The organism is Streptomyces dysideae, from assembly GCF_001514305.1.
GTDB lineage: Bacteria > Actinomycetota > Actinomycetes > Streptomycetales > Streptomycetaceae > Streptomyces > Streptomyces dysideae.
Window position 1 is genome coordinate 1 of record NZ_KQ949087.1, and the last position, 26,978, is coordinate 26,978.

18 protein-coding genes and 3 pseudogenes are annotated in these 26,978 nt (G+C 70.1%); 10 read left to right on the forward strand and 11 right to left on the reverse strand.

What is annotated here, in order from left to right; translation table 11 throughout:
* Positions 1–136: 136 nt before the first annotated feature.
* Entirely contained in the window at positions 137–289 is a 153-nt protein-coding gene (locus AQJ91_RS55805; protein WP_234382683.1) for a hypothetical protein, read from the forward strand.
* Here the strand turns inward: AQJ91_RS55805 and AQJ91_RS20945 are convergent.
* From AQJ91_RS20945 to AQJ91_RS20955, 3 genes are all read right to left on the reverse strand, one after another.
* Positions 279–2,276, reverse strand: coding sequence for a PE-PGRS family protein (locus tag AQJ91_RS20945; protein WP_067023839.1), 1,998 nt, complete (start codon positions 2,274–2,276; stop codon positions 279–281). The two genes, AQJ91_RS55805 and AQJ91_RS20945, sit on opposite strands and share 11 nt — an antisense overlap.
* Before the next feature lie 24 nt (positions 2,277–2,300).
* Positions 2,301–4,019: a DUF2264 domain-containing protein gene (locus AQJ91_RS20950; protein ID WP_067023842.1), complete on the reverse strand. Its 1,719-nt coding sequence runs from the start codon at positions 4,017–4,019 to the stop codon at positions 2,301–2,303.
* A gap of 72 nt (positions 4,020–4,091) precedes the next feature.
* Complete coding sequence (locus AQJ91_RS20955) at positions 4,092–5,135, reverse strand: rhamnogalacturonan acetylesterase (RefSeq protein WP_067023845.1); 1,044 nt, start codon at positions 5,133–5,135, stop codon at positions 4,092–4,094.
* Positions 5,136–5,324: 189 nt separating this feature from the next.
* Between AQJ91_RS20955 and AQJ91_RS20960 the strand changes: the two genes are divergently transcribed.
* Positions 5,325–7,001: a rhamnogalacturonan lyase B N-terminal domain-containing protein gene (locus AQJ91_RS20960; RefSeq protein WP_067023847.1), complete on the forward strand. Its 1,677-nt coding sequence runs from the start codon at positions 5,325–5,327 to the stop codon at positions 6,999–7,001.
* 12 nt (positions 7,002–7,013) lie between these two features.
* Here the strand turns inward: AQJ91_RS20960 and AQJ91_RS20965 are convergent, their stop codons facing one another.
* Positions 7,014–8,426 (reverse strand): RICIN domain-containing protein, encoded by a 1,413-nt coding sequence (locus tag AQJ91_RS20965; RefSeq protein ID WP_067023850.1) that lies wholly within the window; start codon positions 8,424–8,426, stop codon positions 7,014–7,016.
* A 1-nt stretch (position 8,427) separates the two neighbouring features.
* Entirely contained in the window at positions 8,428–9,516 is a 1,089-nt protein-coding gene (locus tag AQJ91_RS20970; protein WP_067023854.1) for a glycoside hydrolase family 43 protein, read from the reverse strand.
* A 217-nt stretch (positions 9,517–9,733) separates the two neighbouring features.
* On the opposite strand from AQJ91_RS20970, the gene AQJ91_RS20975 reads away from it, so the two are divergent.
* Positions 9,734–11,845 carry an autotransporter gene (locus AQJ91_RS20975; protein ID WP_067023857.1) on the forward strand — a complete coding sequence of 704 codons (2,112 nt, stop codon included), beginning with the start codon at positions 9,734–9,736 and terminating at the stop codon, positions 11,843–11,845.
* 4 nt (positions 11,846–11,849) lie between these two features.
* Here AQJ91_RS20975 and AQJ91_RS20980 read toward each other — a convergent pair whose 3' ends face one another.
* Positions 11,850–12,956, reverse strand: coding sequence for an aminoglycoside phosphotransferase (locus AQJ91_RS20980; protein WP_067023860.1), 1,107 nt, complete (start codon positions 12,954–12,956; stop codon positions 11,850–11,852).
* A 262-nt stretch (positions 12,957–13,218) separates the two neighbouring features.
* On the opposite strand from AQJ91_RS20980, the gene mmuM reads away from it, so the two are divergent.
* The 4 genes and pseudogenes from mmuM to AQJ91_RS21000 all read left to right on the forward strand — a co-directional run.
* Positions 13,219–14,139: a homocysteine S-methyltransferase gene (gene mmuM / locus AQJ91_RS20985; protein WP_067024325.1), complete on the forward strand. Its 921-nt coding sequence runs from the start codon at positions 13,219–13,221 to the stop codon at positions 14,137–14,139.
* 112 nt (positions 14,140–14,251) lie between these two features.
* Complete coding sequence (locus tag AQJ91_RS20990) at positions 14,252–15,340, forward strand: LacI family DNA-binding transcriptional regulator (protein WP_067023863.1); 1,089 nt, start codon at positions 14,252–14,254, stop codon at positions 15,338–15,340.
* A 309-nt stretch (positions 15,341–15,649) separates the two neighbouring features.
* A complete protein-coding gene (locus tag AQJ91_RS20995) occupies positions 15,650–16,030 on the forward strand; it encodes a hypothetical protein (protein ID WP_234382686.1) in 381 nt (126 codons plus the stop codon).
* 450 nt (positions 16,031–16,480) lie between these two features.
* Positions 16,481–16,813 (forward strand): annotated as a pseudogene (locus AQJ91_RS21000) (helix-turn-helix domain-containing protein); the annotation flags it as partial.
* On the opposite strand, the pseudogene AQJ91_RS49750 reads toward AQJ91_RS21000, so the two are convergent.
* Positions 16,813–17,454, reverse strand: a pseudogene (locus AQJ91_RS49750) (aldo/keto reductase); the annotation flags it as partial. The pseudogenes AQJ91_RS21000 and AQJ91_RS49750 sit on opposite strands and share 1 nt — an antisense overlap.
* Positions 17,455–17,476: 22 nt before the next feature.
* On the opposite strand from AQJ91_RS49750, the gene AQJ91_RS21005 reads away from it, so the two are divergent.
* A complete protein-coding gene (locus AQJ91_RS21005; protein WP_159054617.1) occupies positions 17,477–18,379 on the forward strand; it encodes an acyl-CoA synthetase family protein in 903 nt (300 codons plus the stop codon).
* Positions 18,379–19,491 (forward strand): glycosyltransferase family 2 protein, encoded by a 1,113-nt coding sequence (locus AQJ91_RS21010; protein WP_067023872.1) that lies wholly within the window; start codon positions 18,379–18,381, stop codon positions 19,489–19,491. The genes AQJ91_RS21005 and AQJ91_RS21010 overlap by 1 nt, the downstream gene beginning before the upstream one ends.
* A gap of 54 nt (positions 19,492–19,545) precedes the next feature.
* Here AQJ91_RS21010 and AQJ91_RS21015 read toward each other — a convergent pair.
* Positions 19,546–19,935 (reverse strand): annotated as a pseudogene (locus tag AQJ91_RS21015) (family 43 glycosylhydrolase); the annotation flags it as partial.
* A 389-nt stretch (positions 19,936–20,324) separates the two neighbouring features.
* Between AQJ91_RS21015 and AQJ91_RS58315 the strand changes: the two are divergent.
* The gene (locus AQJ91_RS58315) at positions 20,325–20,591 is read left to right on the forward strand and encodes a hypothetical protein (RefSeq protein ID WP_407696888.1); all 267 of its coding nucleotides are present in this window, start codon (positions 20,325–20,327) and stop codon (positions 20,589–20,591) included.
* Here AQJ91_RS58315 and AQJ91_RS21020 read toward each other — a convergent pair.
* From AQJ91_RS21020 to AQJ91_RS21030, 3 genes are all read right to left on the reverse strand, one after another.
* Positions 20,473–22,221 (reverse strand): carboxylesterase/lipase family protein, encoded by a 1,749-nt coding sequence (locus AQJ91_RS21020; protein WP_234382689.1) that lies wholly within the window; start codon positions 22,219–22,221, stop codon positions 20,473–20,475. The two genes, AQJ91_RS58315 and AQJ91_RS21020, sit on opposite strands and share 119 nt — an antisense overlap.
* 151 nt (positions 22,222–22,372) lie before the next feature.
* The gene (locus AQJ91_RS21025) at positions 22,373–23,614 is read right to left on the reverse strand and encodes an alginate lyase family protein (RefSeq protein WP_067023878.1); all 1,242 of its coding nucleotides are present in this window, start codon (positions 23,612–23,614) and stop codon (positions 22,373–22,375) included.
* A 26-nt stretch (positions 23,615–23,640) separates the two neighbouring features.
* Entirely contained in the window at positions 23,641–26,970 is a 3,330-nt protein-coding gene (locus tag AQJ91_RS21030; protein WP_067023881.1) for a putative Ig domain-containing protein, read from the reverse strand.
* Positions 26,971–26,978: the final 8 nt, after the last annotated feature.

Below are 26,978 nucleotides of genomic sequence, written 5' to 3' on the forward strand. Positions count from 1 at the left end.
CTGAAGCCCCAGGGTTCCTCGCAAGAATCCGCTGAAGAACGCCAAGTGCGCGAGCGGCACCTGCACCGGTACCTTCACGGGCACGCGCTTCCGGCTCATCGACTGGAACGGCAAGTTCCAGAGCGCGACCAAGGTCGTGAGCGCGCGGATCACGGGTGGTGACATCGCGGTACAGAAGGACGGCACGCTGACGTGGGCGTACGTCCCGGTCACTCCGTCCTACGCGAGCGCGCTCAACGGCGCGTCGCCGACGTCGACGACCCTGCGGATCGCGAAGCTCAAGCCGTAGCGCCAGGGCCCTGGCTCAGCCGCTCGGCCATCCGGCGCATGACCTCCTCGGGCAGTGCCGGGTTCCGGGCGGCTGTCTTCGCGGTGGCGGTGTCCCGCAGCAGCCGGGTCAGGGCGTGGGCCGGCAGGTGGGGGTGGCGGGCCGCCGCGTGACGTATGTACTCGTGGGGGTCCTCCAGCAGTCGCATCGCGCCGACGGCCGACAGCCGTGGATCGGCGGCGGCACGGTGGCGTACCTCCTCGCTCACGTCCCGGCTGAGCCGTTCCACCAGGTCGGGCGTCGACTCCGGATCGTCCAGGGCCAGCCTGCGCATCCGCGGGCTGGGATCGTCGGCGTACCGCAGGAGGTCCTGACGGGGGAAGTTCGGGTGGCCGCGCGGGCGGTCGGGGGCGCTGAGGCTGCCGGTCCACCACTGCCACACCTCCAGCAGCATGTCGGCGGGCGCGTCGTCGCAGGATTCGGCGAGGAAGAGGCGTACGACACGGTCCTCGTCGTGGGCGAGGCGCTCGACGACGTCCGGCGGCAGGTGCCGGGCTCGGGCGACGCTTCTGCGTACGAGGGGGTGGGTGGAGGCGGCCAGGCGGCGCATGGCGTCGGTGTCGTCGTGGAGGGCCACGATCCAGTCGAGCTCGTAGTAGTGGACGCCCGGGTCGAAGTCGATGCGGATACCAGCGCGTTGGTCCTCGGTGAGATCTGCCCGTGTGGACACCGCGAAGCGGACGGCGGGGTCGGGGTCGTCGCCCAGCAGCGCGACCAGGTCCGGGTCCAGGCGCGGGTTGGCGGCCAGGGAGCGGCGCTCGGCGGACTCGCCGTGCCGCGCCAGGTGTTCGGCGAGGTCGCGTTCCAGGCAGTACGTCTCCAGGTCACGGGTCGTGAGGTCCTGGGCCTCGAACACCGACCGGGGCATGGGGTGCTCCCGGTGGTGCAGCAGCAGCGCCGCCGCGCGCACCCTGCTGTCGGGATCGGCCAGGAGTGTCTGCCGCCCCGGGCCGTTGACATGCGGCCAGACCACCGGACAGGCCGCGGCCCGTACGGCGCCGTCGGGGTCGGCGGCGAGGGCGGTCGCCAGGGCGGGGGGCAGGCCCGTGAGGCGGGCGGCCTCGGCGCGGACACGCGCGGACGGATCGGCGACGAGCCTTCGGTAGGTGTCCTCGGTGAGTTCGGCGCAGCGGTCCGCGGCGAGCAGGGTGAGGACCCACCGGTGCCGGTCGTTCTGCTCGCCGGTGATCACGCGGGCCCACTGCTCGGGGGTGATGTGCGGCTGGCACTCGGCCGCCCGCCCCCGGATCTGCCAGTCCGGGTGGGCCAGGGCCGCGTCCACGACCTCCGTCGGCAGCGGGCTGTAGAGGACGGAGGGGGCCCTGATGAGCAGTTGGGTACGCACGTCCACCGGGAGGGACGGGTTGAACGAGAGGCCTTGTGCCCACGCGTCGAGCAGCTTCTCGGTGGGCCCCGGCCCTTTGAACAGCCACTCCCAGGCGGCAGCCCACAGCTCGGGCGTCTCCCGTCCGGCTTCCTGCGTGGCCTGCTCCTGCCGCTCCGTGATCCGGTCGACGGTGACCAGCCAGACGGACTCCTCCTCGGTCGTGACCCCCACCATGGCGTCCCCGTCCAGCGACAGCGTGACGAACTCCGGCTCCCCGGGCCGCTCACCCAGCACGCCGGCGAGATCCCAGCCGACGGTGAGCCGGACCCGGGTCCAGCGCCTGGGCATACAGCCCGTCCAGTTGCCGGCGACATCGATGAGGAACACCCCGTCCCCGGCGAGGAACCCCGACTCAGACGCCAGCCGGTGCCACTCCCGGTTGAGCTCCTCGACCAGATCGGGCCGGTCCGAGCGAACCGTCACGGTCGGCTCGGTCTCCCACCGGACCATGCGGTGCCACGCGGACCGCGGAGGCAGCACCTCCTCGACCCGCGAGTCCCCCACGATCTCCAGCCCGGCCCGCCGCAGCAGTCCGGCGAGCTCATCTCTCCCACCCGTCATGATCCCTATAGTGCCGGAGACGGCTCAGGCGACGTCCACCCCAGAGCCGTCCAGCCGGACCCGCACCTCGGTCCCGTCACTCCAGCGGACCGTCAGCTCCCCTTCTCCGTCCGCCTCCACGGTCACCGTCTCCGCCAGCGGAACGGGATCGGCCTCCGCGGTCAGTCGCGCCAGCGCGACGAACAGCGTGTCGCCCTCGCCCGTGACGCCGGTGAGCTCGGCTCCCAGTCCGATCGCGGGCAGCAGCTCAGCCCGGACGCCCTCCCTCCCCCACGCTCGAATCCGCTCGCGCGGGGGGACCCCCATCGCCCACCCGGTGACCCGTACCGTCGTCCCGGGTTCCGCGCCCGCGACCAGATGAGCCCGCACCTCCACGGCGCCGCGCGCCAGCACGACGCTCGTCACCTGCGCTCCCCCGCCCGCCGAGTGCCGCGAGGCCACCCAGCCGTCGCCCACGCCCAGCGGCACGATGTCCGTACGGCTCGGATCGTCGCCCACGATCACGCTGTTGTCGTACGCCGGTGAGGGCTCCGTCACCGTCGAGTAGGCGAGGCGCGTGTAGTACGGGTCGTAGCGGACGTCCTCGCTGCCGTGGTTGTGGAGGCGCACCAGGCCGTCCGAACTGGTCGCCTGGATCAGCCAGTTGGGGGCTGCGATCGGCGTGATCGCGTCGGACCGTTCGGCCGGGCCCGGTGTCTCCTGCGCCGTCCACACCTCGTGGTCCGGCGGGAGGAGCAGGCCGAGGAAGCCCTTGCTCGCCCAGTACGGGGATGCCGGGCCCGAATAGCCTTGCAGGACCGCCTCGTCGGGACCGTGCCAGCCCAGGGTGAGCAGGCCGTTGGCGTCCACCGCGCCCCGGTCCAGGAAGTACTTCAGCGCCCCGGACGCCAGCCGCCGCGTCTCCCCCGGCGCCAGCGGCGTACGGCCCGTCAGGGCACCCAGCCACAGTGGGGCCGTGGTGGCGAAGCGGTAGGTCAGGGAGCGGCCCTGGTGCATGGGGGCGCCGTCGCCGCCGAACAGGCGGGCGTAGTCGGCGAGGTGAGCCTCCAACCGTCCACCGTATACATTCAGCAGTCGGCTGTCGTCCGCCAGCCACGCGTGCAGCACCGGATACAGGTGCATCGCCCAGCCGTTGTAGTAGTCGTACTTCCGGCCGTCGCCGTCCGTGTACCAGCCGCCGCCGACGTACCACTCCTCGATGCGCTCCAGTCCCCGGTCGATCGCCTTGCGGGACTCGTCGGCCTCGTAGCCGATCTCCTGGAGGAAGCCGCCGACCGTCACCGGGAACAACTCCCAGTTGCACGGCCAGGCTTCGGCGGTCAGCGCGTCGCCGAGCCAGGCCGCCGCCCGCTGCCGTACCGAGTCGTCCAGCCGGTCCCACAGCAGCGGCCGCGTCAGCCGCAGGGCGAGGGCGATCGACGCCGCCTCCACCAGGGGCTGGCTGCGGTCCTCGATGCGGGGCCAGACGCCCGCGACGCCGGCCGCGAGTCCGTCGGCGTACCGCTGCAGTGCGGTCTCGTCGCGGCGGAAGGCCGCCAGGAGGAGCGTACGGGCATAGCCCTCCAGGCCGTCGGAGAGCCGTCCGGACCAGCTCGCCCGGTCGCCGGGGAAGTGGTACAGGGCGCGGTCCTCGGTGGCGTACGGCTCCACCGCGGCCAGCAGGGCGTCGGCGGCCGCCTCCCAGTGGGCGCGGGTGTAGCCCGTGTGCGGGCTGCGGGTGCGGTCGTCGGGGGGCAGGTGCATCGGCTCTCTTTCTTGCTCCACTTGCTTCAAAGGCCTGGGGCGCCCCGGTTCCGGTCGAGGCGCCCCAGGGGCTCATTGCACCCGCACCAGCCCCTCGGGCACCAGATGCCGGGCGACGAGTTCGTCGCGGACCAGGTTCGCGTACGCCGTGGCCCCGTGTACGGAGGTGTGCGTGTTGTCGCGCTTCTCGTTGTACAGGTACAGCGCCTTGGAGGCCTCGACTCCGAGGGACTCCACGAGCGCCTTCGTCTTCGCCGTCAGGTCGATCAGCGGGACGTCCTCGGCCTCCGCGACCGAACGGATGACGGCCGGATGGTCCACGCCCAGGCCGTTCACCAGCAGCGCGGTGTTGTTGTTGAGCGTGCCGTCGGCGTTGAACCAGCGGCGCACGATGGGGGTGACGAGGACCGGCTCGCCGCCCTTCTCGCGGACGCCCTCCACGAGTGTCCCGAGATTGGCGCGGTATGTCGCCTCGTCGGTCGTCTTGTCGTTGTGGGCGAGCTGGATCAGGACCAGGTCGCCGGGGCGGATCTGCGGCTGGACGGTGGCCCACAGCCGCGAGTCGGACAGGTACGTCACCGTACTCTCCCCGGAGTCCGCATAGTTGGCGACGGACAGGCCCTTGCGGAGGTACTGCGGGAGCTGCTGGCCCCAGCCGGTGTACGGGGCGCCGGGCTGGTCGCAGACGGTGGAGTCGCCGACGAGGAAGATCTGGCGGGCGCGCCGGGCCGGGGTGACGCTGATGTTCGCGAGGGCGGGGGCCGAGCCGCCGAGGACCAGGTCCAGGCCGGGGGTTCCGCCGGCGCCGGTGGGCTCGCCCTCGGGGGTGCGGACGTTCACCGTGAAGCTGCGGGCGACGGGCTCGCCGGCCGGGGCGGGGGTCTCGGGGAGCAGGGCGCGCCGGGTCTCGCCGGCGACGCTCGTGCTGGACGCGGTGTCGCCGCCGAGGAGGACCTTCACGTCGTAGGTGCCGGGCGGGACGTCGAAGTGGCATGCGGTGGCGGTGCAGTTCTCGATGCCGAGGGGTCTGTGTTCCTGCTGTGCCTGAGCGGGTACGGCCGACAGGCCGGTGCTCAGGGTCACCACCGCCAGTACGGCGAGGTTGAAACGTCTCATTGCGGCTCCTCCGTCAGCGCGACAAGGCCTGGCGGCTGGACGGTACCGCTCCTGGCAAGCGCTTTCTAGACCTCGGCACATTTTCACAAGATTGCCAACTTCGAGGATGCGAAAGCCCTTTCGCGAAATCGATTCAACTGTCAACCTGCGAGACACCCGCACCCCACACCTCTCGAAGGAGGCACCCCCATGTCCGGATCCTCGAACAGACCGGTCCGACGCCGTACCTTCGTGCTCGGCTCCGCGGCCGCCGCCGGCTCGGCCGCCCTCGCCGGACCGCTCTCGAACTCCGCGTCCGCCGCAGCCTTCGGCTACTCGGACGACGGCTCGAACTACGTCGTCGACACCGGCGCCAACCTCGTCTTCAAGGTCGGCAAGTCCAACGGCGACCTGACCTCGCTGGTCTACCGCGGCACGGAGTACCAGGGCTACGGCGGCATGAACTCGCACATCGAGTCCGGCCTCGGCTCCTCTACCGTGACGATCAGGCAGTCCGGGTCGACGATCCTGATCTCCGTCGCGTACGGCACGCTCAGGCACTACTACGCGGCCCGCAGCGGCGAGAACAACATCTACCTGTGGACCAACAAGGCCGACACCTCGGTCTCGGCCACCCGTTACATCCTGCGCGTCAAGAAGGGCCTGTTCCTCAACGACGAGCCCGACTCCTACACGTACACGAACAGCACCATCGAGGCCTCGGACGTGTTCGCGAAGTCCGACGGCCAGACCCGCTCGAAGCACTTCTCGAAGCTGCGGGTCATGGACTACGACTACGTCGGCTGGAGCAGCGGCGGCGTCGGCCTGTGGATGGTGCGCAGCAACCACGAGAAGGCCTCCGGCGGCCCGTTCTACCGCTCCCTGCTGCGCCACCAGAGCGCGGACGGCGGCGGCCTGTACGAGATCCTGTACTACGGCCAGAACCAGACCGAGGCCCAGCGTTTCGGTCTCCAGGGCCCGTACGTCATCGCCTTCACGGACGGCGGTGCTCCCTCCTCTTCGCTGTTCCCGGGCACCCTGACCACGTCGTGGGCGGACTCGCTCGGCATGTCCGGGTACGTCGGCGCGGGCGGCCGGGGCCGGGTGGCGGGCGTCGGGATCACGGGACGCAACACGGCGTTCCCGTACACCGTCGGGCTCGCCAACTCGGCGGCGCAGTACTGGGGGTCGGCCCGGGCCTCGGACGGTTACTTCTCCATCGGCGGGGTGCTGCCGGGGACGTACACGCTGACCGTCTACAAGGGCGAGCTGGCTGTATACAGTACGACGACGACCGTATCCGCCGGTGGCACGACCACGCTGAACTCGATCGCCATCCCGTCCTCCAACGACCCGGGCAACGCGAGCGCGATCTGGCGGATCGGCGACTGGAACGGCACGCCCGGCGGCTTCAAGAACGCCGACCTGATGACGTACGCCCATCCGTCCGACGTCCGGGCCGCGTCCTGGACCGGCAACGTGGTGATCGGCAACAACGAGACGGCGTCCTTCCCCTGCTACATGTGGAAGGACGTCAACAGCGGCCTGCTGGTGTACTTCAGGCTCACCGCGGCCCAGGCCGCCGCCGCGCACACCCTGCGCATCGGCGTGACGACGGCCTACGCCAACGGCCGCCCGCAGGTCACCGTCAACGACGCCTGGACGTCGGCCATCCCCTCGCCGCCCACCCAGCCGAACACCCGGTCGCTGACCAACGGTTCCTACCGGGGCAACAACCACACGTTCACGTACAACGTGCCGGCGTCCGTCTGGAAGACGGACACCAGCCAGTACAACGTGCTCAGGATCGACGTGGTGAGCGGGTCGGGGACGACCGGCTTCCTCAGCGCGGGGACGGCGATCGACGCGCTTGATCTGCTGTCCTGATCCGACGGACCGTCATGTTCCGCGCGTCCACTGCTGGTTGGCCGCTCCGTTGCAGCTGTACGTGATGATCGCGGTGGAGTTGGCGGTGGACGCGCCGTTCACGTCCAGGCACTCACCGGTCGCGCGGGACCTGATGTTCACGTAGGAGCCGGTGGTGGTCAGCGACCACTGCTGACTGGTCGCCGAGGCGTTGCAGTTCTCCTGGGTGACCGTACTGGCGTTCTCCTGCACGCACAGGGAACTGCTCCTGACCATCAGCTGGTAGTAGCCGCTGCCGACGGACTTGAACCAGTACTTCTGGTTGTTGCCGCCGTTGCAGTCGTACTGCTTGACCTGGGCGCCCTGCCACAGCGACTGACTTGTCACGTCCGCGCACCTGGAGGAGTGGCGGGCGACCAGCGTGTTGTACGTGGCGCTGGTGCCGCTGACCGAACCGGTGGCCGTGTCGACGGTGACCTCGGGGGTCCAGGACATGGACATCGTGGTCGAGTTCGAGAAGGTCAGCGGCAGCCAGACGTAACGGGAGTCGTTGACCGTCCCGCCGAAGGAGTTGCCCCAGCGGTCGCCCATGTAGAGGTACGAGGTGCCGGAACTCCCCTGCACCGGGAGGACGTACATGGTCTGCGAACCGTAGGTCGTCGAGTCGCCGATGTTCCGCATGGCCGTCCAGGGGCCGGCGAGGCTGGTGGCGGTGGCGTACTGCTGCTGGTTGGGGCTCCAGCCGGTGGCGCCCGAAGTCAGCATGAAGTAGACGCCGTTGCGCTTGAACAGGGCCGGGGCCTCGCGGTGGCCGCCGTGCCAGGGGTCCGCGACGAGGCTCGCGATGCCGGTGTAGTCGGCGGTGAGCCGGTAGATGTGCAGGTCGTAGTTCTCGCGGGCGGCGGAGATCATGTAGCCGGCGCCGTCGGTGTCGACGAAGACCGTGATGTCGCGGGACATGTGCTGGCCGAGCGGGCGGAAGCTGCCCTGCCAGGTGTAGTCGCCGTCCACGGTGTCGGAGACGGCGACGGCGGCGCGGGCCTCGCTGTAGTCGGTGCCGTTCTCCTTGTGCATCCACATCACGAACTTGCCGGTGGACGCGTTGTACATGACCTTCGGGCGCTCGATGTTGGCGGTGGCCAGCTCGGGGGCGCTCGACTCGGTCAGGACGTGGTTGCGGAACTCCCAGTTCTTCAGGTCGGTGGAGCGGTAGGCGTCCACGTACCGGAAGGTGTTGTCGGCGTTGCGGTGCTCGCCGAACCAGTAGTAGTAGTTCCCGACCTTGAGGACGCCGCCGCCGTGGGCGTGCACGGGATTGCCCGAAGTGTCCGTGAACTGGGTGCCGTTGGTGATGGTCTGGGGTGCGGCCTGGGCGGGTCCGGCGGTGGCCAGGGCGCCGGCGAGGGAAAGACAGAGGGCGAGCAGAACCGCGTACGCACGTCTCATGTCACGCACTCTCCTTGAGGGCCTCTGAGGCGGTGTCCGCCACCGGGATGCCGAAGTTCGGGGTGCCGTCCGCGTTCCAGCGCAGCTTCTGGATGCGGGTGTGGCGGTTGGGGTCGTTCAGGGGGTCGCCGGTGATCTCCTTGTACTGGCGGGCGTGGTAGACGAGGACGTCGGTGCGGCCGTCCTCGGCGACGGTGAAGCTGTTGTGGCCGGGGCCGTACTGCTTGGTGGTGTCGTTGCTGGTGAAGACCGGGGTCGGGGACTTGGACCAGCTGGCGGGATTCATCAGGTCGGCGTCCGCGTCGACGGTCAGCAGGCCGAGGCAGTAGTTGTGGTCGGTGGCGCTGGCCGAGTACGTCATGAAGAGGCGGCCGTTGCGGGCGATGACCGAGGCGCCCTCGTTGACCTTGAAGCCGATGCACTCCCAGTCGAACTCCGGTGTGGTGAGCCGGATCTGAGGTCCCGTCAGAGTCCACGGGTTCGCCATCCTGGAGAGGAAGATGCCGGTGTTGTTGTCCAGGCCGGGCTCGTGCTGGGCCCAGGCGAGGTAGCGGCTGCCGCGGTGGGTGAAGGTGGTGGCGTCGAGGGAGAAGGTCTCCCAGGCCGTCTTGATCTGACCCTTCTCGACCCAAGTGCCCTTGAACGGGTCGGGGTTGGCGTTCTCCAGGACCCACATACGGATCTTCCACACGTCCTCGGCGGGCGCCGCGGCGAAGTAGATGTACCACTTGCCGCCGATGCGGTGGATCTCCGGCGCCCAGATGTGCGCGCCCATGTCGCCGGTGGCGTGCTTGGTCCAGATCGCCGACTCGGCGGCGGTGGTGAGGCCACCGAGGGTGCGGGAGCGGCGCAGGATGATCCGGTCGTACTCGGGGGCGGTGGCCGTGAAGTAGTAGAAGCCGTCGGCGTGCCGGTGGATGTGCGGATCGGCGCGGTTGGGGACGAGCGGGTTCACGTACGGGGCTGCCTTCTTCGGGCTCGGGGCGGCGGCGGCCACGGTGGGGGTGGCGGCGAGGGCGCCCGCGGCCAGGGCGCCCTTCAGCATCAGTCTGCGGCTGGGGATGTCGGGCACGTCGTCGTCGCGGCTCATGCGGACTGCCTCTCAGTGGGGGCTCTCAGAGGGGCTCTCAGAGGAGATGGTGTTCGAAATAGCGGACCACATCTGCGATTACGAACGCCGAAAAGGTAAGGGCGTGGAACCAAGAGGTCAACGGGTCGGACGCGACAAAAAGAGAGCGCTTTCCATCTCGCGGAACCGGAACGTCGATTTTCTGTTATCGGCGGCGTTCCCGTTCGTCTCCTACGGTGTGCACAGCCATACCCACAAGACAGCAGCAGCCGTAGGCGCCCTCGCGGCGGTCGCCGCCCTGACCGTCGCCGCTCCCCCCGCGGTGGCCGCCGGTGCCCGGGACGTCACCGCCGACGTGCTCGCCGGCCGGGACGTGACGCTCGGCGGCGACACGGTGGTCACCGTGCCGGCCGGTACGACGACGTACGACGGCGTGTTCCGCGGCGAGGGGACGCTCACCGTGCGCGGCAGCGGGACGCTGATCCTCACCAGGAACAGCGACATCACGCTGCCCAGGTCCCGGCAGCGGCAGAAGGTGTCCACGCAGGGCGGCAACCACCCGTACGTCACCGTGTCCAACCCGGACCCGCCAGCGATCACCGTCGAGCGCGGCGCGACGCTGCAGTACGGCAACGGCGGGTCGACCGGCGTGATCGGCCACTTCCCTTACAACACACCGGCGTTCCGGCTGAACCAGGACAACATCCGGGTCGACGGCACCCTGCGCCTCTCCCTGAAGAACACCGACTACAACCTGGGCACCATCAGCGGCTCCGGGCTGATCACCCAGCCGCGGTTCCTCTGGGCCACCTGGGACCTGTCGGGCACCCACCCCTTCTCCGGCGTGATCGACAACGGCACGCAGCTCAACGCCGGACGACCCGAGTACGCCACGTCGCTGCCGAACATGCGCAAGGTCCTCAACCAGGGCACCTGGACCGTGGACACCCCGCTGGGCCAGACCGTCACCATGGGCATGGACTTCTACCAGCGCGAGTACGGCAGCGACATCAACGTCCAGTCCCGGCCCGGCAGCAAGGTCGTTCTGACCGGCCAGTACAGCTGGTCGAACCAGGGCGGCGACACCAACCCCTCGCTCAGCGACCCGGCCCTGAACTGGACGCCCGCCCGCAAGAACATCAACAAGCGCGGCACCAACATCAAGGGCGCCAACGTCCAGTGGGGCGACGGGACGACGAACAAGATCTTCATGCCGGGGACCGCGGAGACGGTCTACATCAACCTGCTGGCCGCCCGGTCCCGTTCACTGCTCACCTTCAACTACAACGGACCCGTGACGCTGGGCGCCCCTATCGGCGGCGGCGTGTTCCACGACACGCTGTCCGCGCCCGGTGCCGGGGACATCGTCATCAAGAGCACGAAGGGCAACGACGTCACCTTCGCCGCCGTCCAGTACTACAACGGCTCGACGACCGTCGAGAAGGGCGCCGTGCTGCGGCTGGGCAGCGGGAGGTCCGGCGGCGACAGCGGGCTGTACACCCAGGGCGACCTGTACAAGGTGGTCAACAACGGCTCGCTGGTGCTGAACAACGTGAGCAAGCCCCTGACCCTGTCCCGGATCGGCGGCAGCGGGTCGCTCACCCAGACGGGGGCCGCGACGACGACGCTGACGGGGTCGGCGGTGACGTACACGGGCACGACGACGGTCAAGAAGGGCACCCTGTCCCTGCGCGGCGGAGCAACTCTGGCCCGCAGCAAGGCGATCCGGCTCACCTCGGCCAAATCCCGCCTGGACGCGGGGACTTCGGGACTGCGAGTGACGGCCACACTGACCGGCAAGGGCACGGTGAAGGGCTCGGTCACCAACGACGGCGTGGTCGCGGGCGGCCTCACCGTCTCCGGCGCCTACACCCAGAGCGCGAAGGGCGAACTGGTCCTGCGTGACCGGCCTTTGAAGGTGACCGGCGCGGTCCGGCTGGCCGGCGACCTCGACCTCGCGGCCGCCGTTTCCAAGCCGGCCAGGAAGATCACGGTCCTGAACCACACCGGTGGCGCGAAGACCACCGGCACCTTCACCGGCCTGAAGGAGGGCGCGAAGCTCAAGCTCGGCGACACCACCTACCGGATCAGCTACCGCGGCGGCGACGGCAACGACGTCGTCCTGACCGCGGTCACCGCGAGCAGCCCGTCACCGAGCGCCGCCACCCGCTCGGAGCCGAAGTCCGGCGCCGCGGCCACGGAGACCCGCACGGCGAACACCGCGAGCAGCGGCCTCGGCTGGTGGCCGTATGTCCTCTCCCTCGGGCTGCTCCTCGGGCTCGTGGTGCCGGCGATGCGACGCCGGCGCGGCGGGCGCCGCGGGGGTGGACGGCACGCCGCCCAGGGATAGGTGATCAGCGGCCGCTCGGCGCCTCGGGGAAACCGAGGCGCGGGGCGAGGGCGCGGGCCTCGGCGGCCCAGCCCGCGAGGAAGGTGAGGGCCGATCCGCGTTCCCGGTAGCGGAGCCCGGCGGAGACGGTGCGGTGACCGCCGTAGTCCAACTGCTCGGCGTCGGCGCGGGCGAGCATCCCGGCGGTGAGCCAGTCGTACTTCACCGCGGAAGCACACACCGCCAGCCGTACGAGGTGCTCGTCGCCGCGCCAGCCGCTCTCGCGCAGCCCGTGCAGGTACGCCTCGTAGGCGGCCGCCGCGTACTCGGGCAGACGGTCGGCGGGCACGAACAGATCGAATACAGAATCCGGCAGATAGTTGCCGAGATCCTCGCCGAGCGCACCGTCGCCGGCGAACGCCCAGTCGAACAGAACACCGTCCGGGCCGTGGGCGCGGACGTTGGCCGGCCAGTGGTCGAGGTGCCCGAAGGCGCGCGGCAGGGACTGCATGACGTCCAGGAACCAGTCCCGGTCGTGGTGCAGCCGGACCATGTCGCGGCGCAGTCCGGCGGGGAAGTGGTCGCGGACGAGCGGCTGCCGCCAGGCCTCGTCGTCGTCGAGCAGGTCCTGGCCGAGGTTCTTGCCGCCGACGTAGTCGCGCAGGAAGCGGCGCGAGAGCCACGGCTCGTCGGACGGGCGCGCGGCACCCTGGGCGACGCCGAGCCGGCGGGCGTGCTCGATGTGCCGGGCGAGCGGCCAGGACGTGCCCGGCTCTCCCGGTACGTCCTCCAGCCACAGCGCGACATCGCCGTCCGGCCGCTCGACGCTGGCCAGCAGCCGGGGGGCGCGGATGCCGTACGGCTGCCAGACCTGCGCGAGGCCGGACTCGTAGACGTGGGCCTCGCGCCGCCAGTAGTTCCAGTGCCGGGGGTCGTCCGAGGCCGCCCAGTGTCCGTCGGTCTCCTTGGTCCGGGTCAGCACCTTCAGGACGGCGGTGCGGTCACCGGCGCGGACCCGCCAGACGCCGGCGGTGACGCCGTCCCACGGGTTGTGCACGAGGGGTTCGGCGGCGGTCCGGCCGGTTCCGAGGACGTCACGGGCCTCGGTGTCCAGTAATGCGGTCTCAGGCATGCGGCCAATCTAGTGCCCCAACAGGCGACATTCGCCCCGTCGCGACGCCCGGCACGCTCCCCCACTGCCTTAAGGGCGTGGGAGGTGCCCCCACTCGCCGCACCGGGCACAAACCCAGGTACGTCCAGTACGAGGGCATGTACCCGGCACGCCGAGAGCACGCACCGGACGCCGCTCCCTAACGGGCGAACGTTGCCTGCCGGGGCACTAGGGGGTGTCCCACATGCTGGACTGCCCTCACACCTCGACTACCGTCGTCAGCATGACCAGCGACACCACCCTCGCCGAAGCCCTCGCCGCCGGGACCGTCGTCCTCGACGGCGGTATGTCCAACCAGCTCGAGTCCGCCGGGCACGACCTCAGCGACGAACTGTGGTCGGCGCGGCTGCTCGCCGAGCGGCCCGAGGCGATCACCGAGGCGCACCTCGCGTACTTCATGGCGGGCGCGGACGTGGCGATCACATCCAGCTACCAGGCCACCTTCGAGGGGTTCGCCAAGCGCGGCATCGGCCGGGAGCGGGCGGCCGAACTCCTGTCGTTGAGCGTGGAGTCGGCCCGGGACGCGGCCTCGCAGGCGCGGGCCAAGGGCGTCGCGCGACCGCTGTGGGTGGCCGCGTCGGTCGGCCCGTACGGGGCGATGCTGGCGGACGGCTCCGAGTACCGGGGCCGGTACGGGCTGACCGTCGACGAGCTGGAGCGCTTCCACCGGCCCCGGCTGGAGGTGCTGGCGGCCGCCCGGCCCGACGTCCTGGCCCTGGAGACGGTGCCCGACGCCGACGAGGCCCGGGCGCTGCTGCGGGCGGTGCGCGGACTGGATACGGCTGCCTGGATCTCGTATACCGTCGACGGTGTACGGACTCGTGCCGGCCAGCCGCTGGAGGAGGCCTTCGCCCTGGTCGCCGAGGTGGACGAGGTGATCGCGGTCGGCGTGAACTGCTGCGCGCCGGAGGACGTGGACGGCGCCGTCGAGATCGCGGCCCGCGTCACCGGCAAGCCCGTCGTCGTCTACCCGAACAGCGGCGAGACCTGGGACGCCGAGGCCCGCGCCTGGCACGGCCGCTCCAGCTTCGCGTCCGAACAGGTCCGCGGCTGGCGGGACTCCGGGGCCCGGCTGATCGGTGGCTGCTGCCGGGTGGGCCCGGAGGCGATCACGTCGATCGCGCGGACGCTGACGCCCGCATAACTCCTGCCCGTTCGCCCTCTCCGCTGCTAGCCTCCGCTCGGGAACCGGTTGCTATCCATGTTGCCGCTGTTCCAGAGGGGCGGGCGACGATGCCCGGAGAAGAGGGGCAAGCATGACGAGGAAGAGTGAGGACGCGGGCCGGAGCACGATCCGGGACGTGGCCGCCCGCGCGGGGGTGTCCGCGTCGACGGTGTCCCGGGTGCTCGGCGGGATGTACCCGGTCAGTTCGGCGACCCGCACCCGGGTGATGCGGGCGGTGCGCGACCTGGACTACGTCGCGGACGCGCGCGCCAAGGCGGTCGCGGGGGTCGCGACGCCCACGCTGGCCTTCGTACTGGAGGACATCACCGGACCGTCGTTCGCGCTCATGGCGCACGGCGTGGAACGCGAGGCGACCCGGCTCGGTCATCTGTGCCTGGTGTGCAGCACGGAGGGCGACGTCCAGAACGAGCTGGAGTTCGTCGAGATGATGCGGGCTCAGCGGGCCGCCGCGGTGATCCTGGTCGGCGGGGCCGCGGACACCGCCGAGTACCGCGACCGCACCCGCCGCATGGCCGACTCGCTGGCGTCGGCGGGCTCGCGGCTGGTGCTGTGCGGGCGGCCGCCGCTGGGCCCCGGGGCGCCGGTGACGGTCATCGAGTACGACAACGAGGGCGGCGCCTACGCTCTCGTCGCCCACGTGCTGGCCCAGGGCCACCGGCGGGTCCTGTTCCTCGGCGGCAAGTCGGACCACACCACGGCTCAGGGCCGCGAGCGCGGCTATCTCGCCGCCCACCGCGCCCGCGGTCTGGAACCCGACCCGGACCTCGTCCGGCACGGCGACTTCACCCGGGACTCCGGCCACCGGCTGATGCGCGGGGCACTGAAGGACGAGCTGGAGTTCACGGCGGTGGTCGCCGCCACCGACATGGTCGCGGCCGGCGCGCTCACCGCGCTGCACGAGGCGGGCGTGGACGTGCCCGGCGACGTCTCGCTGGCCGGCTACGACGACATCCCGTTCGCCCGCGACCTGCATCCCGCCCTGACGACCGTCCATGTCCCCTACGAGGAACTGGGCCGCCTCGCCGTGCGCACCGCGCTGGGCCGCACGCCGGAGAACTCGGACCAGCACCTGCTGCTGGGCACACATGTGGTGGTACGGAACTCGGTGGTGCCGCCTCGGGAATCCGGTGGCGCCCGAGAAGCGGCCTCATTGGGCTAGTGCCCCGACAGGCAACATTCGCCCCGTCGCGACGCCCGGTACGCTCCCCCACTGCCTTAAGGGCGTGGGAGGTGCCCCCACTCGCCGCACCGGGCACAAACCCAAGTACGTCCAGTACGAGGGCTTGTACCCGGCACGCCGAGAGCACGCACCGGACGCCGCTCCCTAACGGGCGAACGTTGCCTGCCGGGGCACCAGCACCAGCTCGGCAGCGGCAAGGCCATCGGCCTCTTCGCAGGTCGGCTGAGGGGGCCGAAGTCCGGAGTAGGCTCATGTGTTTCCTTTGGATCCGCAGTGATGTGCTGTCCGTTGGTCCGGCACTTCTTGGCCGACTCGTCCCCGCAGCCGGCCGACGGAGCGATCGACGACGACCGGCTGGAGCTGTACACGGCGTGGGCGGTGGCGCTGGGCGAGGTGTCCGGCTGGCAGCAAGCGGTCACCGCGTCGACGGCGGCACCCGCCGCCACCGACACCGTCCGCTGCTCGACCGCGCTGGCACGGTACGGCCCGACGCTGGCGGTGGGCCTGATCGCCGCCGCGCTGGTCTCCGGAACACCCCCGTCCTCCAGCGGGTCCGGCAGCTCCAGCGGGTCCGGCAGCTCCAGCGGGTCCGGCGGCTCGGGCGGCTCGGGCGGCTCCGACGGACGGGTCGGCGGCGGCGAAGGGGGAGGCGGCGGAGGTTCGTGGTGACCGTCCGCGCGCGGAGGCATCTTCCGTAACTCATGAGTCATGGCCATCCAGTAGGACTCGTCAGGGCCGTCTGAATCTTGAAAGGTGACGCCCGTCGACGGGGTTTGCGGGGGCGGCCGCGGGAGGAAGCCGCGGCCGGGCGGGACGCCGTGGACCAGGACGTTGGTCACGAGCTCACTGACGCACACCAGCACGTCGTCCGCGCGGCCGCGCATGCTCCAGTCGGCGAGCGCGTCTCGCGCGAACGCGCGTGCGGCGGGAACGGACTGGCGCTCGCGGCGATAGAAGCGCTCACATGGGGACGAGGGTTGGGGCAGGGGTGGAGCTTCGTCATTCACGGGACGCCAGTCACGCTCCGTGGCCGTCATGAAACAGTGCGTGCGCCCGTACATCCTGTTTGTACGGGCGCACGGCGGTGAAGGTACGTACGCGGGCGGGGAGTTGGACCGCATGAGGACCACGACACGATCACGGACAAGGGCACGGGCACGCAGGAACGCCTCGGCGATGAAGATGGTGGGCGCGCTGCTCGCCCTCTTCCGCGAGGCCGCCGGGCACACACAGAAGTCACTGGGCGAGATCTTCGTCGTGGGCGAACAGCAGATCGCCTCGATCGAGCAGGGCAGACGGCCGCTGAAGCCGGATATCGCCGAGCAGCTCGACGAACTCCTCGGCACCAAGGGGGCGTTGTCGATCGCGCTGAGCAAGATGCCGGAGGTCGATTTCATTCCCCTGTGGGCCGAGGAGTTTCTCGACCGGGAGCGGGAGGCCATCGCGATTTCGCTGCGGGCACTCGCGATGGGCGTCGCGACCGTGGGCTGTGCCGCGAGCCAGGCCAGCGCCACCGCTCCGGCATCGGTTCCGTGCGCATGCGCCACGCTGTCGAGTGCTGCCAGTACCCGCGTGCCCCCAGGCGCCTCAAGGTAGGAAGCCACCTCCTGCGCGCGGGGTCCGTCCAGCGGCGTGCCCGGCCGGTACTTGCCGGTCAGAAAGCCTGAGGCCAGGGCATAGTACGGAGCCGACGATAGCCCGTGCGCGCCGACAAGGGCGGCCAACGGACCTTCGTACAGGCCGCGTTCCATGAGGTTGTAGTGCTGCTGAAGCACGACGTACTTCGCCAGCCCGTCGCGCTCCGAGGCCTTCAGCGCCTCCGCGAGCCGTTCGACGGAGATGTTGGACGCGCCGATGTGCCGCACCTTGCCCTCGCGGATCAGGTCGTCCAGGACCCTGAGGAACTTCTCCACCGGTATCTCCGGCTGGTCGAAGTGCGTGTAGTAGAGGTCGATGTAATCGGTCTGGAGGCGCCGCAGCGACTGCTCTATCGCTCCCCGAATGACCTGGGGAGAGAGCCCCTCGAAGTCGGGGTGCGCGCCCACTTTGGTCGCGATGACGAGGCGGCTTCGATGACCACGGGACTTCAGCCACTACGATGCCGGCGTCCTGTGCATGGACCGAATAGCTGCCGGAATCGCTGCCGAGGGCGTGCTGTTCAACTACATCATGCTGGACAAGGGGCATACCCCTCCGGATGACTCGACCGAAGTGCACGTCGAAAGCCACGCGCATTCCGTCCACAGCGAAATCACGGTGATCGATTATCAGGGGATTCTTGACGTCACGCTCCAGGTGGGCCATGACAGTCTGTCGACGGCACAAGCGAAAGCGGTTCTCGCCGGGATTCCCGTGCTGCTCGAACAGTTCCTCCAGGATCCCGCAGTGCAGCGGCCGGATTTTCGCGGCGTGCTGCCTCGCTGGACTGCGCCGCAGGGATGGATCGACTGGCGTGGGCGCTGGCTGTACAAGCCGGACTTGCAGCAGGCCCTCCAGGAATGTTCCGGCGTTCAGCAGGCAGCGGTGGCAACGGAAGAGCAGGACGGACGAGCCGTACGACTCTTCGGTTGCGTCGTAGGAGATCGCGCGGTCACCCCGGGCGATCTCCGAGAACACCTGCTGAGCACCAGGCAGCTGCCCGGGGTCAGCGTCGTCCCGGACGAGTTCGTGGTCCGCCACGAGGCGCCGTACGACATGGATTCGCTCGATTCCTGGCTGAACAGTCCCGGGGTGACTCTTCGCGGCACCGGCCGTATCAGAGACGGTCATGACGAGGAAGCGGAAGAGAGCACAGAAAAGAGCACAGCCGAGAAGGCGCTGCTGGGGTGCTTTCGGCGTCTCCAGCCACGCACGCACCCTCACCTGTCGCTGAGTTATGCGGAATCGGGCGGAGAGTACACGAAGATTCCAGCTTTCATTGAAGCACTTCATGGCGCCGGTTACGGCGGCCTCTCCGTTCACGATCTATTGAGCACATACACGTTTCGAAGGCTTGCCGAGATGATCACGGAGCACTGATGGCTCAGCAGCAGGATGTCCCCGCGAGCGTGCCCACGGTCGCGGTCATCATTCCGGTCCGCAACGGCGCCGACCATATCGACCAGGCGCTGGCATCGATTGTGACGCAGACCGTTCCGGTCGACGAAGTCCTGGTCGTCGACGACGGTTCGACGGACCGCACATACGAACAGGTGAGCCGCTGGAGCGGCATTCTGCCTCTGAGGGTCATACGCACGGAGCCCACCGGGAGCTGGCACGCGCGGCGCCGCGCCGTCGAAGCCGCCGGCACCGACCTCATCCTCCAACTCGATTCGGACGACATGCTGTTGCCGGGCGCCGTCGCTTCGATGACCCAGGCCTACGCCCGCCGTCCGGGGCTCATCGCACCTCGACGGCTGATGCTGGTCGAAGGAGAGACGGCGGACATCCCACGGGCGATCACGGAGCGCCTGCCGGAGTCGGGCGACCAGTACGCCTACATGCTGGTGCGCAACTACATCGGCATCGGCTGCCTCTACAGCAAGAAGGACTACACAGCGGTCGGAGGTTATCGGCCGGGCCGTTACGCCGAGGACTGGGACCTGTGGCTGCGGTTCGCCGCTGCGGGCATCCCCATCTCGCTCGCCGAGGAACCGACGTACGTCTACAGCGTTCACCGGAAGAACGCTTCCAGCAGCGGCGGCCCCGCACAGGGCGACCAGGAGACGCTGCGCCGATTCCTGCATGTCGGGAGCGAGACACACCGGCGTACTGCCAAGCTGGCGCTGCTGCAGCGCGCCGGCATCGAGTACCTGCGCGAACTGAAGCGGGCAAGCCTTGCGGACATGCCCGTCGATGTCGCCGCGGCCGGTCTGGCCGGGAATGCCGGGATCGACGTCTGGTACGACGATGATCTCGGACACGTCCTCGTGGGTGAGGCCGCGACGGGGGACGGGCGCTGGCTCGTGGTCGTCTCGGCGGATGGCAGCGAGACAAGGCTCCGGTCCATCGTGACGCCCGCCGGAACCCTGGAAGCCAACGAGACCGATCCCGCCCTTCGCTGGGATGGGCGCAACCTCACCTGGTACGGCTGGCTGGCCCACGAGGCGTGGGACGGCCCTGCGGAACTCACGTCACCGACGACGAGATGAGGCGCCCCGCGGCGGCGGGGCATCGCGCCGAAGCCCCGCCGATGACAGGTCGGCCTACTCGCTTGACGGTGAGGCCAGTGGAACGCCGAGGCCCACGGGGGTGCCGAAGTTCGGCGTGCCGTCGGCGTTCCAGGTGAACTTCTGCGCTCTGGTGCTGCGGTTCATGTCACAGCCACCGCTCGAGGAGCTGTTGGTGTGGTAGACGATCCAGTCCTCGGTCCCGTCGGGCGACTTGAAGAAGCCGTTGTGGCCGGGTCCGTACACACGGTTGGCGTCGGACCGCTGGAAGACGGGGTTCGGTGACTTGACCCACGAGGAGGAACTCAGCGGGTCCCCGCCGTTGTAGGTGAGCATGCCCAGCTTGTCGTCGGCCGTGGAGCAGTGGCTGGCGGAGTAGATGATGAAGGTCTTGCCGCCGTGTTGCAGGACCTCCGCGCCGTCGTTGGCGGGTCTTCGAAGTTGAGCGGTGCGCGGACGCCGGGCGCCGACTGGTAAGCCGCGAGGATGTGACAGTTTCCGCGGGAGTGTCACATCCCCGGCTTACGAGGGCCCTGGGGGGCGGACGCCGACCAACAGGGGCGCACCGCTCAAGTTCGAAGACCCTCGTTGGCCGCGCCGCCCACCGTCTCCCAGCTGTAGGTCGGGGTGGACAGCGGCCGGAGGGTCTGTACGGTCGTCGTGTCGGAGTCTTTGACGACTGGACAGACCCGAAAGAGGATGTGACACGGCTTCTGAGCTTGTTCTTTATGGTCTGGCCTGGTTACGTTCGGCGATGGTGCCGGGGCGTCTGGTCGTTTTGCCCACGTCGTAGCGGGTGGCGGGATGCCGGTTCTTTGAGCCGAGCGGGCGTCCGGGGCCGGGCCGGTTGGGTTTCGGCGCACGAGCCGCTACAACGGGGGCAAAACGACCAGACGTCCCGAGAGCATCACCGAACGCAACCAGCTCAAAGCTCGCAAAGGTTAAATAACAAGCTGAGCGTCGTCAGTGCCGACGGACTGCGCCGGGGAGACGGAGACGCCGTACGACTGACGTCAGTTCCGTACCACGCGTGGGCGAACCGTCGGGAGGGGCCGATGCGGGTGTGGATTCCTGAGGCGTGAGGTCGGGTGCGGTTGCGGTCCACAGGGCGATTTCGGCATCTCGTGGGCCGTATGCCGTGTGGGCGGTGTCCGGTCGACCGTCGACTGTGTGACCGGTGCGTACGGTATTCAGTCGGCTGTCGTCTGCACGCGCGATGTCCGCGGTATCCAGTCCACTGCCGACCGTACGCGCCCTGTCCGCGGTATCCAGCCGACCGCCGACCGTACGCCCGGCGTCTGCGGTATCCAGTCCGCCTGCGCCAAAGATCCGTACCGGATGCGCCGCATCCCACACCTCCCACCCCGGATCTCCGGACTCCACGAACCGCACCCACGCCCCGTGCATCGCGTCGGCCAGCTCGGCCGGTGCGTTCTCGCCCGCGAGCTTCGCCGATTCCGGCACGTCCCCCGTGTCGAACACGAAGCCGAGTTCGAGGGCGTGGCAGGCGCCGAGGTCGGGGAGGTTCGACGGCCAGGCGAACTCGTACAGGTACGACGAGCCCGGACGGGCGTCGGCCAGGCGCTGGAGGGGGCGGCGCAGCAGGTGGTCGGCAACCATCTGGCCGACGATCTCGGCGGTGCCGGCGTCGGGGTGCAGGGCTCGGTAGCCGCGCGGGATTTCCGGGCCGGTGTGGCAGCGGGCCATGGCGCCGGCGAGGGCGACCGCGCCGAGGCGGTCGACGCGTTCCAGGAGGCCGCCGGGTACGAGCCACAGCCGGTACTCGTCGCTGGTCCAGCCCATCAGCAGGTCGACGTCGGGTGCGGCGTCGCCGTCGGCGAGGGCCTCCAGGGGGTCGCGCGGGACGAGGTCACCGTCGATGACGACCCCGAAGGCGGGGCCGCCCAGTACGGGGCTGCTGAGTTTGCCCACCTCGGCCTGGGTGCGCAGGAGCAGTTCGCGGTCGACGTCGGCGAAGGCCGCGGCGGTGGCGGGGATCTTCAGCCGGTTGGCCATGCGGCGCACCACGCGCCGTACCTTGTCGCGTTCGGCTGCCTCGGGCGGTCCGCTCTGCAGGATGGCCCGCCGGACGAGTCCCTGGGCTTGTGGGGCGGCGAGCAGGGCGCCGGCGCTGATCGCGCCGGCGGACTGTCCGGCCAGGGTGACCCGGTCGGGGTCGCCGCCGAAGGCGGTGATCGACTCGTGGACCCACTGGAGTGCGGCGAGCTGGTCGCGCAGTCCGGGGTTGGCGGGGGCGTCCGGGAAGAGGCCGTAACCCTCCACGCCCAGGCGGTAGTTGACGGAGACGAGGACGACGCCGTCGCGGGCGAAGGGGCGCCCGTCGTACACGGGGACGGCGGAGGAGCCCCGGGTGAGGGCGCCGCCGTGCAGCCAGACCATGACCGGGAGGCGGGCGCCGGGGTCGGGGGTCCATACGTTGAGGTTGAGGCAGTCGTCGCCGGGCACGACCGGGTCGGAGAGGTACTGCGCGAAGGATTCGGAGTACGGCGGCTTGGGTGCCGTGGGGCCGAAGGCGGTCGCGTCGCGTACGCCGTCCCAGGGTTCCGGCGGTACGGGGGGCCGGAAGCGGCGCGGTCCGAAGGGGGGTGCCGCGTACGGGATGCCCCGGAAGACCGCGACGCCGTGTTCGTACCTGCCGCGTACGGCCCCGTGTGGCGTCCTGACCACGGGGTCTGTCCGGACTGCTGTCATATGCCCACCAGCCTCCTCGCCGCGCTCGTGCACCGTGAAGATCAGAGCAACACATCCGGGCTCGATATTCCGGTGCACGAGGCGGTTTGGGGGCTGTTCGGGGTACACGTGTCACTGATTGCATACACCCGACCGCATACTGCTCACCCTGCTACTTGGCGTACATCAGCGTGCCGAAGCCGAGCTGGTCGAAGCCTCCGCTGTTGGTGCCGTAGTCACCGCCACCTCCCTCCGGGTAGTTCGTCTGGGCGATGCGCTGCAGGTAGGGGACGGACAGGTTGCGGCGGCGCCGGTAGTGGGAGTCGAGCATGGCCCACACCGGGCGGAGCTGGCCCCGCGAGACGTCGGAGATGGCCGTGTGCTCCCGGTAGTCGCAGTTGACGCCGGTTCCCCAGGTGTACTTGGTGAACGGCACGGTCTCGTTGAGGTTGTACTTGGCGACGTACTGAGCGGCCCTCATGAACCGGTTGCCGTCCCAGCCGTACAGGTCCTCGCCCTGGTTCCAGGCCATCTCGCAGATCGCGCCCATCTGGCCCATGCCCATGATGGTGTGGCCCTGGTCGCGGCCGGACTCCTGCCACTGGGCGAGGTTGTCCGGGTGGAGGAACGGCACGGCGTTGCGGATGGCGCCGTTGCCCGCGCCGTTCTTGAAGTAGTTCACGGCCTGGTCGTACTTGGCGCCGTCGTCGCACAGGATGCCGATGGCCAGGACGGACGCCACGTTGCACAGGTCCCAGTTCGCCCAGTAGTTGGTGATGCAGGCGCCATTGTGCTGGGTGAGGAACTGGTTGTTGAGCGGGTAGAACACCTTGCGCATCATGTTCTGGAACCGGCCGAGGTCGAAGCCAGCGTATCCGCGCATGAGTTCGGCCGCGTTGGCGAACTGCCAGCCGTAGATTCCCGCGGCGAGGAACCGGTCGGCGTTTCCGGTGACGGTGGTGAGCCTGGAGGACCAGGCGTTGAGGATCCGCACGGCGCAGTCGGCGTTGTCGCGGGTGCCGCCCACCTGCCAGCGCAGCGCGTTCTGGTAGGCGGCGGCGATGTCGTTGTAGAGGATTCCGTAGTTCTGGCCGTCACCGCCGCGGATGATGGTTTCCTGCGGGTTGGCCGTCCAGGTGGACCGTGAGTGGGAGTTGTCGATCAGGCGCTGCCAGCCGGCCCGCCACGGGTTGTCGCCCGCGGCGACCCGGACCTTGGCACGGTTGATGTCGCCCCAGTTGTGCAGCATGCCGGGGTGGGTGAAGGTGGCCGGGGCCGCCTCGGCCGCGCCCGTGAGGGCGGTGGCCGAGGCGCCGACGGCGAGAGCGGCGGTGAGTCCGCCGGCGGTCTTCAGCAGACCGCGGCGGCTCAGCTCGGGTGCGGGGAGGTGCTTGTGGGGGGAAATGCGGCTCATGCGGTGCAACTCCAATCCATGAAGGATTACATCGGGGTGATGCTCACCTCGTCGAACTCGGCGGTACAGTGGGCCAGTTGGTTGCGGGAGCAGACCACGAGGCCCACGTAGTAGGGGGCGTCACCGAACCCGGGGATCTCGCCGGTGGCGAGAGTGGTCCAGGTGGCGCCGTCATCGGTGGACAGGGCTGCGGTGAAGGCGGTCCCGGTGCGCTTCAGCCGGAGCAGTGAGGGCAGTTCGGCCGCGCCGTTGCCGGTGAAGGTCGACCGTCCGGCAACCGTCGTGCGCAGCATGAGCTGGGCGGTGGTGCCGCCGCTGACGATGGCCCCGGCGGCCTGGTCGAACGGCGAGAGGGACTTCGCCATCAGCAGGCCGACGCGGTCGGCGGTGGCTCCGGTGCGGGAGACCAGCCGGGCGGTGACCTCGCAGTCGCCAGTGACGGGTCGCCGTACGAACTGCCCTGTCATTCCCTGGTTGTTGATGGTCAGGTCGGTGCCGGCGCCGCGCACGACGAAGGTGCCGTCCTGGTGTGCGGTGCTGCCGGGGGTGCGGACGTACACCACGCCGTAGGTGCCGAGGTCGCGCTCGTCGACGACGACATCGCCGAGGTCGCCGTGCGTCCAGGGGGCGGGCGGCGGGGTGCCGACGGTGAGGGTGAGGGTGGCGGTCGCCGTGCCCGCCGCGTTGTCCGCGGTGGTGGTGACCGTGAACTCGCCCTTCGCGGTGGGTGTTCCGGAGATCAGTCCGGTGCGCGGGTCGAGGCGCAGGCCGTCGGGCAGGCCGCGCGCGGCGAACCGGGTGGGCTCGTGCGCGGCCCGCAGCAGATGACGGAAGGCGACGCCCTGGTTCGCGAACGCGGTGTCCCGGGAGGTGAACTCGGGCGTCGACGGAGTCGGCATCTCGGCGTGGGCCGGTTCCGAACGCGGGCCGCGACCACCGGCGTTGGTCTTGACGACGGCGTAGTGGTACGTCGTGCCGGGTGTGCCGGTGGCGTCGGCGTACCGGACGCGGGTGCCGAAGCCGACGGGGGCGATGCCGTTCGCGAGCGTCGTGTACGGGCCCGCCGGGTCCGTGGCCCGCAGCACCGTGTAGGTGGCCGACAGGTCCGGGTCCGTCCAGCCGAGCTCGACGGCGTCGGCGCCGGTGACGGCCCGCAGGTCGGTGGCGGTGTGCGGGGGGCGCGTCGGGTGCCAGACCGCGCCGGTGGCCGACGACGTCACGCAGACGTTGTCGAAGGCGCCGGTGCCGGTCTCGGCGTACTCCTCGTCGACACCCAGGCAGGAGGTGAGGACCAGGCCCGCCTGGGTCGCGCGTCCCAACTCGACCTCGGTGGAGCCGACTTCGGTCCATCGGATGCCGTCCGGGGAGATGGAGCCGGTGCAGCGCCGGCCCCTGCGCTCGACGCGCACCCAGTAGGGCGCCCGCAGCCGGTAGCCGTCTCCCGCGCCTTCGACGTAGGGCGCCTCCAGCGGGGTCGCCGACTCCGGCAGTGTGCCGAGCTCGGAGATCGGGAACGCCGCCTTGCTGGTGATCGTCTGCTGCTGGGAGGGCGGTACGGGCGTGCTGCCGGTGCCGGAGACGGGGGCCCCGGCCGACGGGCGGACACTCCACACGCCGCTCCAGGTGTGCAGCGGCAGGCCCTGGATCAGCATCGAGGCGTGCGCGGCGTCCGGGTCGAGGGAGTCGCGGACGGTGACGCCGATCTTGGAGTACTGGGAGCTGAGCGGGAACACGATCCGCGCGGTGATCGTGCCGTCCCCGTACAGCGGCAGGTGGGTCAGCCGGTAGGTGTCCGCGGTGCCGCTCGCCTCCAGCACGAAGCGCTCGCCGTCGTAGGCGGCGGAGCCGGGGATCCTCACGTTCCCCAGGTCGCGGCTGGACCAGGGCTCGGGGAGGCCGGCGGTGGCCGCGGTCCAGGGGGAATCGGCGCTGGTGCCACGGGAGTTGGTGGCGGTGACCGTGTAGTAGTAGGTCCGGCCGGGGCGGACGTCGTGGTCGGTGAACCGCACCGCCTCGATCCCGTCCGCGAGCTTCTCGTACGGTCCCTCGGGGCTGCCGGCCCGGCGGACCGTGTAGCCGGTCGCCCAGGCCGACGGCAGCCAGGACACGGTGACCGCGTGGTCGTCGCCGACCGAGGTGATCCCGGCGGGAGCCGTCGGCGCGGCGGGCGCGGCGGTGGCCGTCCCGGCGTAGGTGAGCGTGCCCCAGCCGGGGTGGTCCTCCTGGTAGCCCTCCACGACGCGTGCTCCGTCCGTGCCCCGGAAGATGACCTTCTCGGTGTAGGGGGCGGGCTTGCCGAGGCGGCCCGCGTAGTGCGCGTACGCCATCTCCCACAGCGGCCGCCACGTGCCGCGCTGCCGGTTGTTGACGGACGTCTTGACGTACTTGCCGGTGCGGTCCAGGTCGGGGGTGAAGGGGACCGAGTCGTCGCCGAGGTTGTAGCGGCCGAAGTACTCGAAGTTGGCGAGGATCCGGTCGTCCGCGAAGGCGTACAGGTCGACGCCCTGCTGCCAGGCGACCTCGGCGGCGTCCGCGAGGAGGCCGACGGCGAGCTGCTCGTGGGCCTGGTCGCGGCCGGACTCCTGGCCCTGGCCCGCGGCGGTGACGATGCGGTTCAGCACCGAGCCGTTGCCGGAGCCGGCGGCCGCGAAGCGCAGAGCGTCCTCGAACATCACCCGGTTCTCGCAGAAGACCGCGATGGCGAGGATGGTGCGCAGCGCCGCGATGTCCCAGTTGCCGTTGGCGTAGAGGCAGTAGCCGGACAGGGCCGGGTACCAGACGTCGGTGAAGGAGCGCTCGCAGCGGCGTATCGCCTCCGCGGACCAGCCGTCGTAGCCGCTGTGCCGGAGGATCTCGGCGGCGTTGACGAGCTTGAAGCCCTGGATGCCGGCGCCGAGCTGTCCGTCGGCGCCGGTGATCCCGGTGAGGGATGCGGCCCAGGCGTCGAGGATGTCGCGGGCCTTGTCGGCGTGGCGTACGTCGCCGGTGACCGCCCACATGAGGGCGTTGTGGTAGGCGGCGGCCGCGTCGTCGGCGGCCTGGCGGGTCCAGTTGGTGGGGCCGCGGCCCCAGGTGGTGATCTGTCCGGTGTTGCGGATGCCGTAGGTGTACTGGGACCGGAAGTCGGCGGCCATCGCGGCGAAGCCGGTCGCGATCGGGGCGCGGCCTTCCGCCACCGCCGACTTCATCCGCTCCAGGTCCGCACGGGAGTGCAGCAGACCGGGGTGCGCGAAGGCGAATGCCTGGTCGACGGCCTGGGCCCAGGCGGGCGTGGCGAAGCCGGACAGCAGTCCGGCTCCGGCCACCCCCGCGAGGCCCGCCGCACTGAGGAACGTCCGTCGTCTGAGGGATTGCACGGGTTACT

Bases quoted from the DNA above. Each gene is read 5' to 3' on its own strand.
- AQJ91_RS20945 (WP_067023839.1), bottom strand. From the start codon at position 2,276: ATGACGGGTGGGAGAGATGAGCTCGCCGGACTGCTGCGGCGGGCCGGG.
- AQJ91_RS20950 (WP_067023842.1), bottom strand. From the start codon at position 4,019: ATGCACCTGCCCCCCGACGACCGCACCCGCAGCCCGCACACGGGCTAC.
- AQJ91_RS20955 (WP_067023845.1), bottom strand. From the start codon at position 5,135: ATGAGACGTTTCAACCTCGCCGTACTGGCGGTGGTGACCCTGAGCACC.
- AQJ91_RS20960 (WP_067023847.1), top strand. From the start codon at position 5,325: ATGTCCGGATCCTCGAACAGACCGGTCCGACGCCGTACCTTCGTGCTC.
- AQJ91_RS20965 (WP_067023850.1), bottom strand. From the start codon at position 8,426: ATGAGACGTGCGTACGCGGTTCTGCTCGCCCTCTGTCTTTCCCTCGCC.
- AQJ91_RS20970 (WP_067023854.1), bottom strand. From the start codon at position 9,516: ATGAGCCGCGACGACGACGTGCCCGACATCCCCAGCCGCAGACTGATG.
- AQJ91_RS20980 (WP_067023860.1), bottom strand. From the start codon at position 12,956: ATGCCTGAGACCGCATTACTGGACACCGAGGCCCGTGACGTCCTCGGA.
- mmuM (WP_067024325.1), top strand. From the start codon at position 13,219: ATGACCAGCGACACCACCCTCGCCGAAGCCCTCGCCGCCGGGACCGTC.
- AQJ91_RS20990 (WP_067023863.1), top strand. From the start codon at position 14,252: ATGACGAGGAAGAGTGAGGACGCGGGCCGGAGCACGATCCGGGACGTG.
- AQJ91_RS21005 (WP_159054617.1), top strand. From the start codon at position 17,477: ATGGACCGAATAGCTGCCGGAATCGCTGCCGAGGGCGTGCTGTTCAAC.
- AQJ91_RS21010 (WP_067023872.1), top strand. From the start codon at position 18,379: ATGGCTCAGCAGCAGGATGTCCCCGCGAGCGTGCCCACGGTCGCGGTC.
- AQJ91_RS21020 (WP_234382689.1), bottom strand. From the start codon at position 22,221: ATGACAGCAGTCCGGACAGACCCCGTGGTCAGGACGCCACACGGGGCC.
- AQJ91_RS21025 (WP_067023878.1), bottom strand. From the start codon at position 23,614: ATGAGCCGCATTTCCCCCCACAAGCACCTCCCCGCACCCGAGCTGAGC.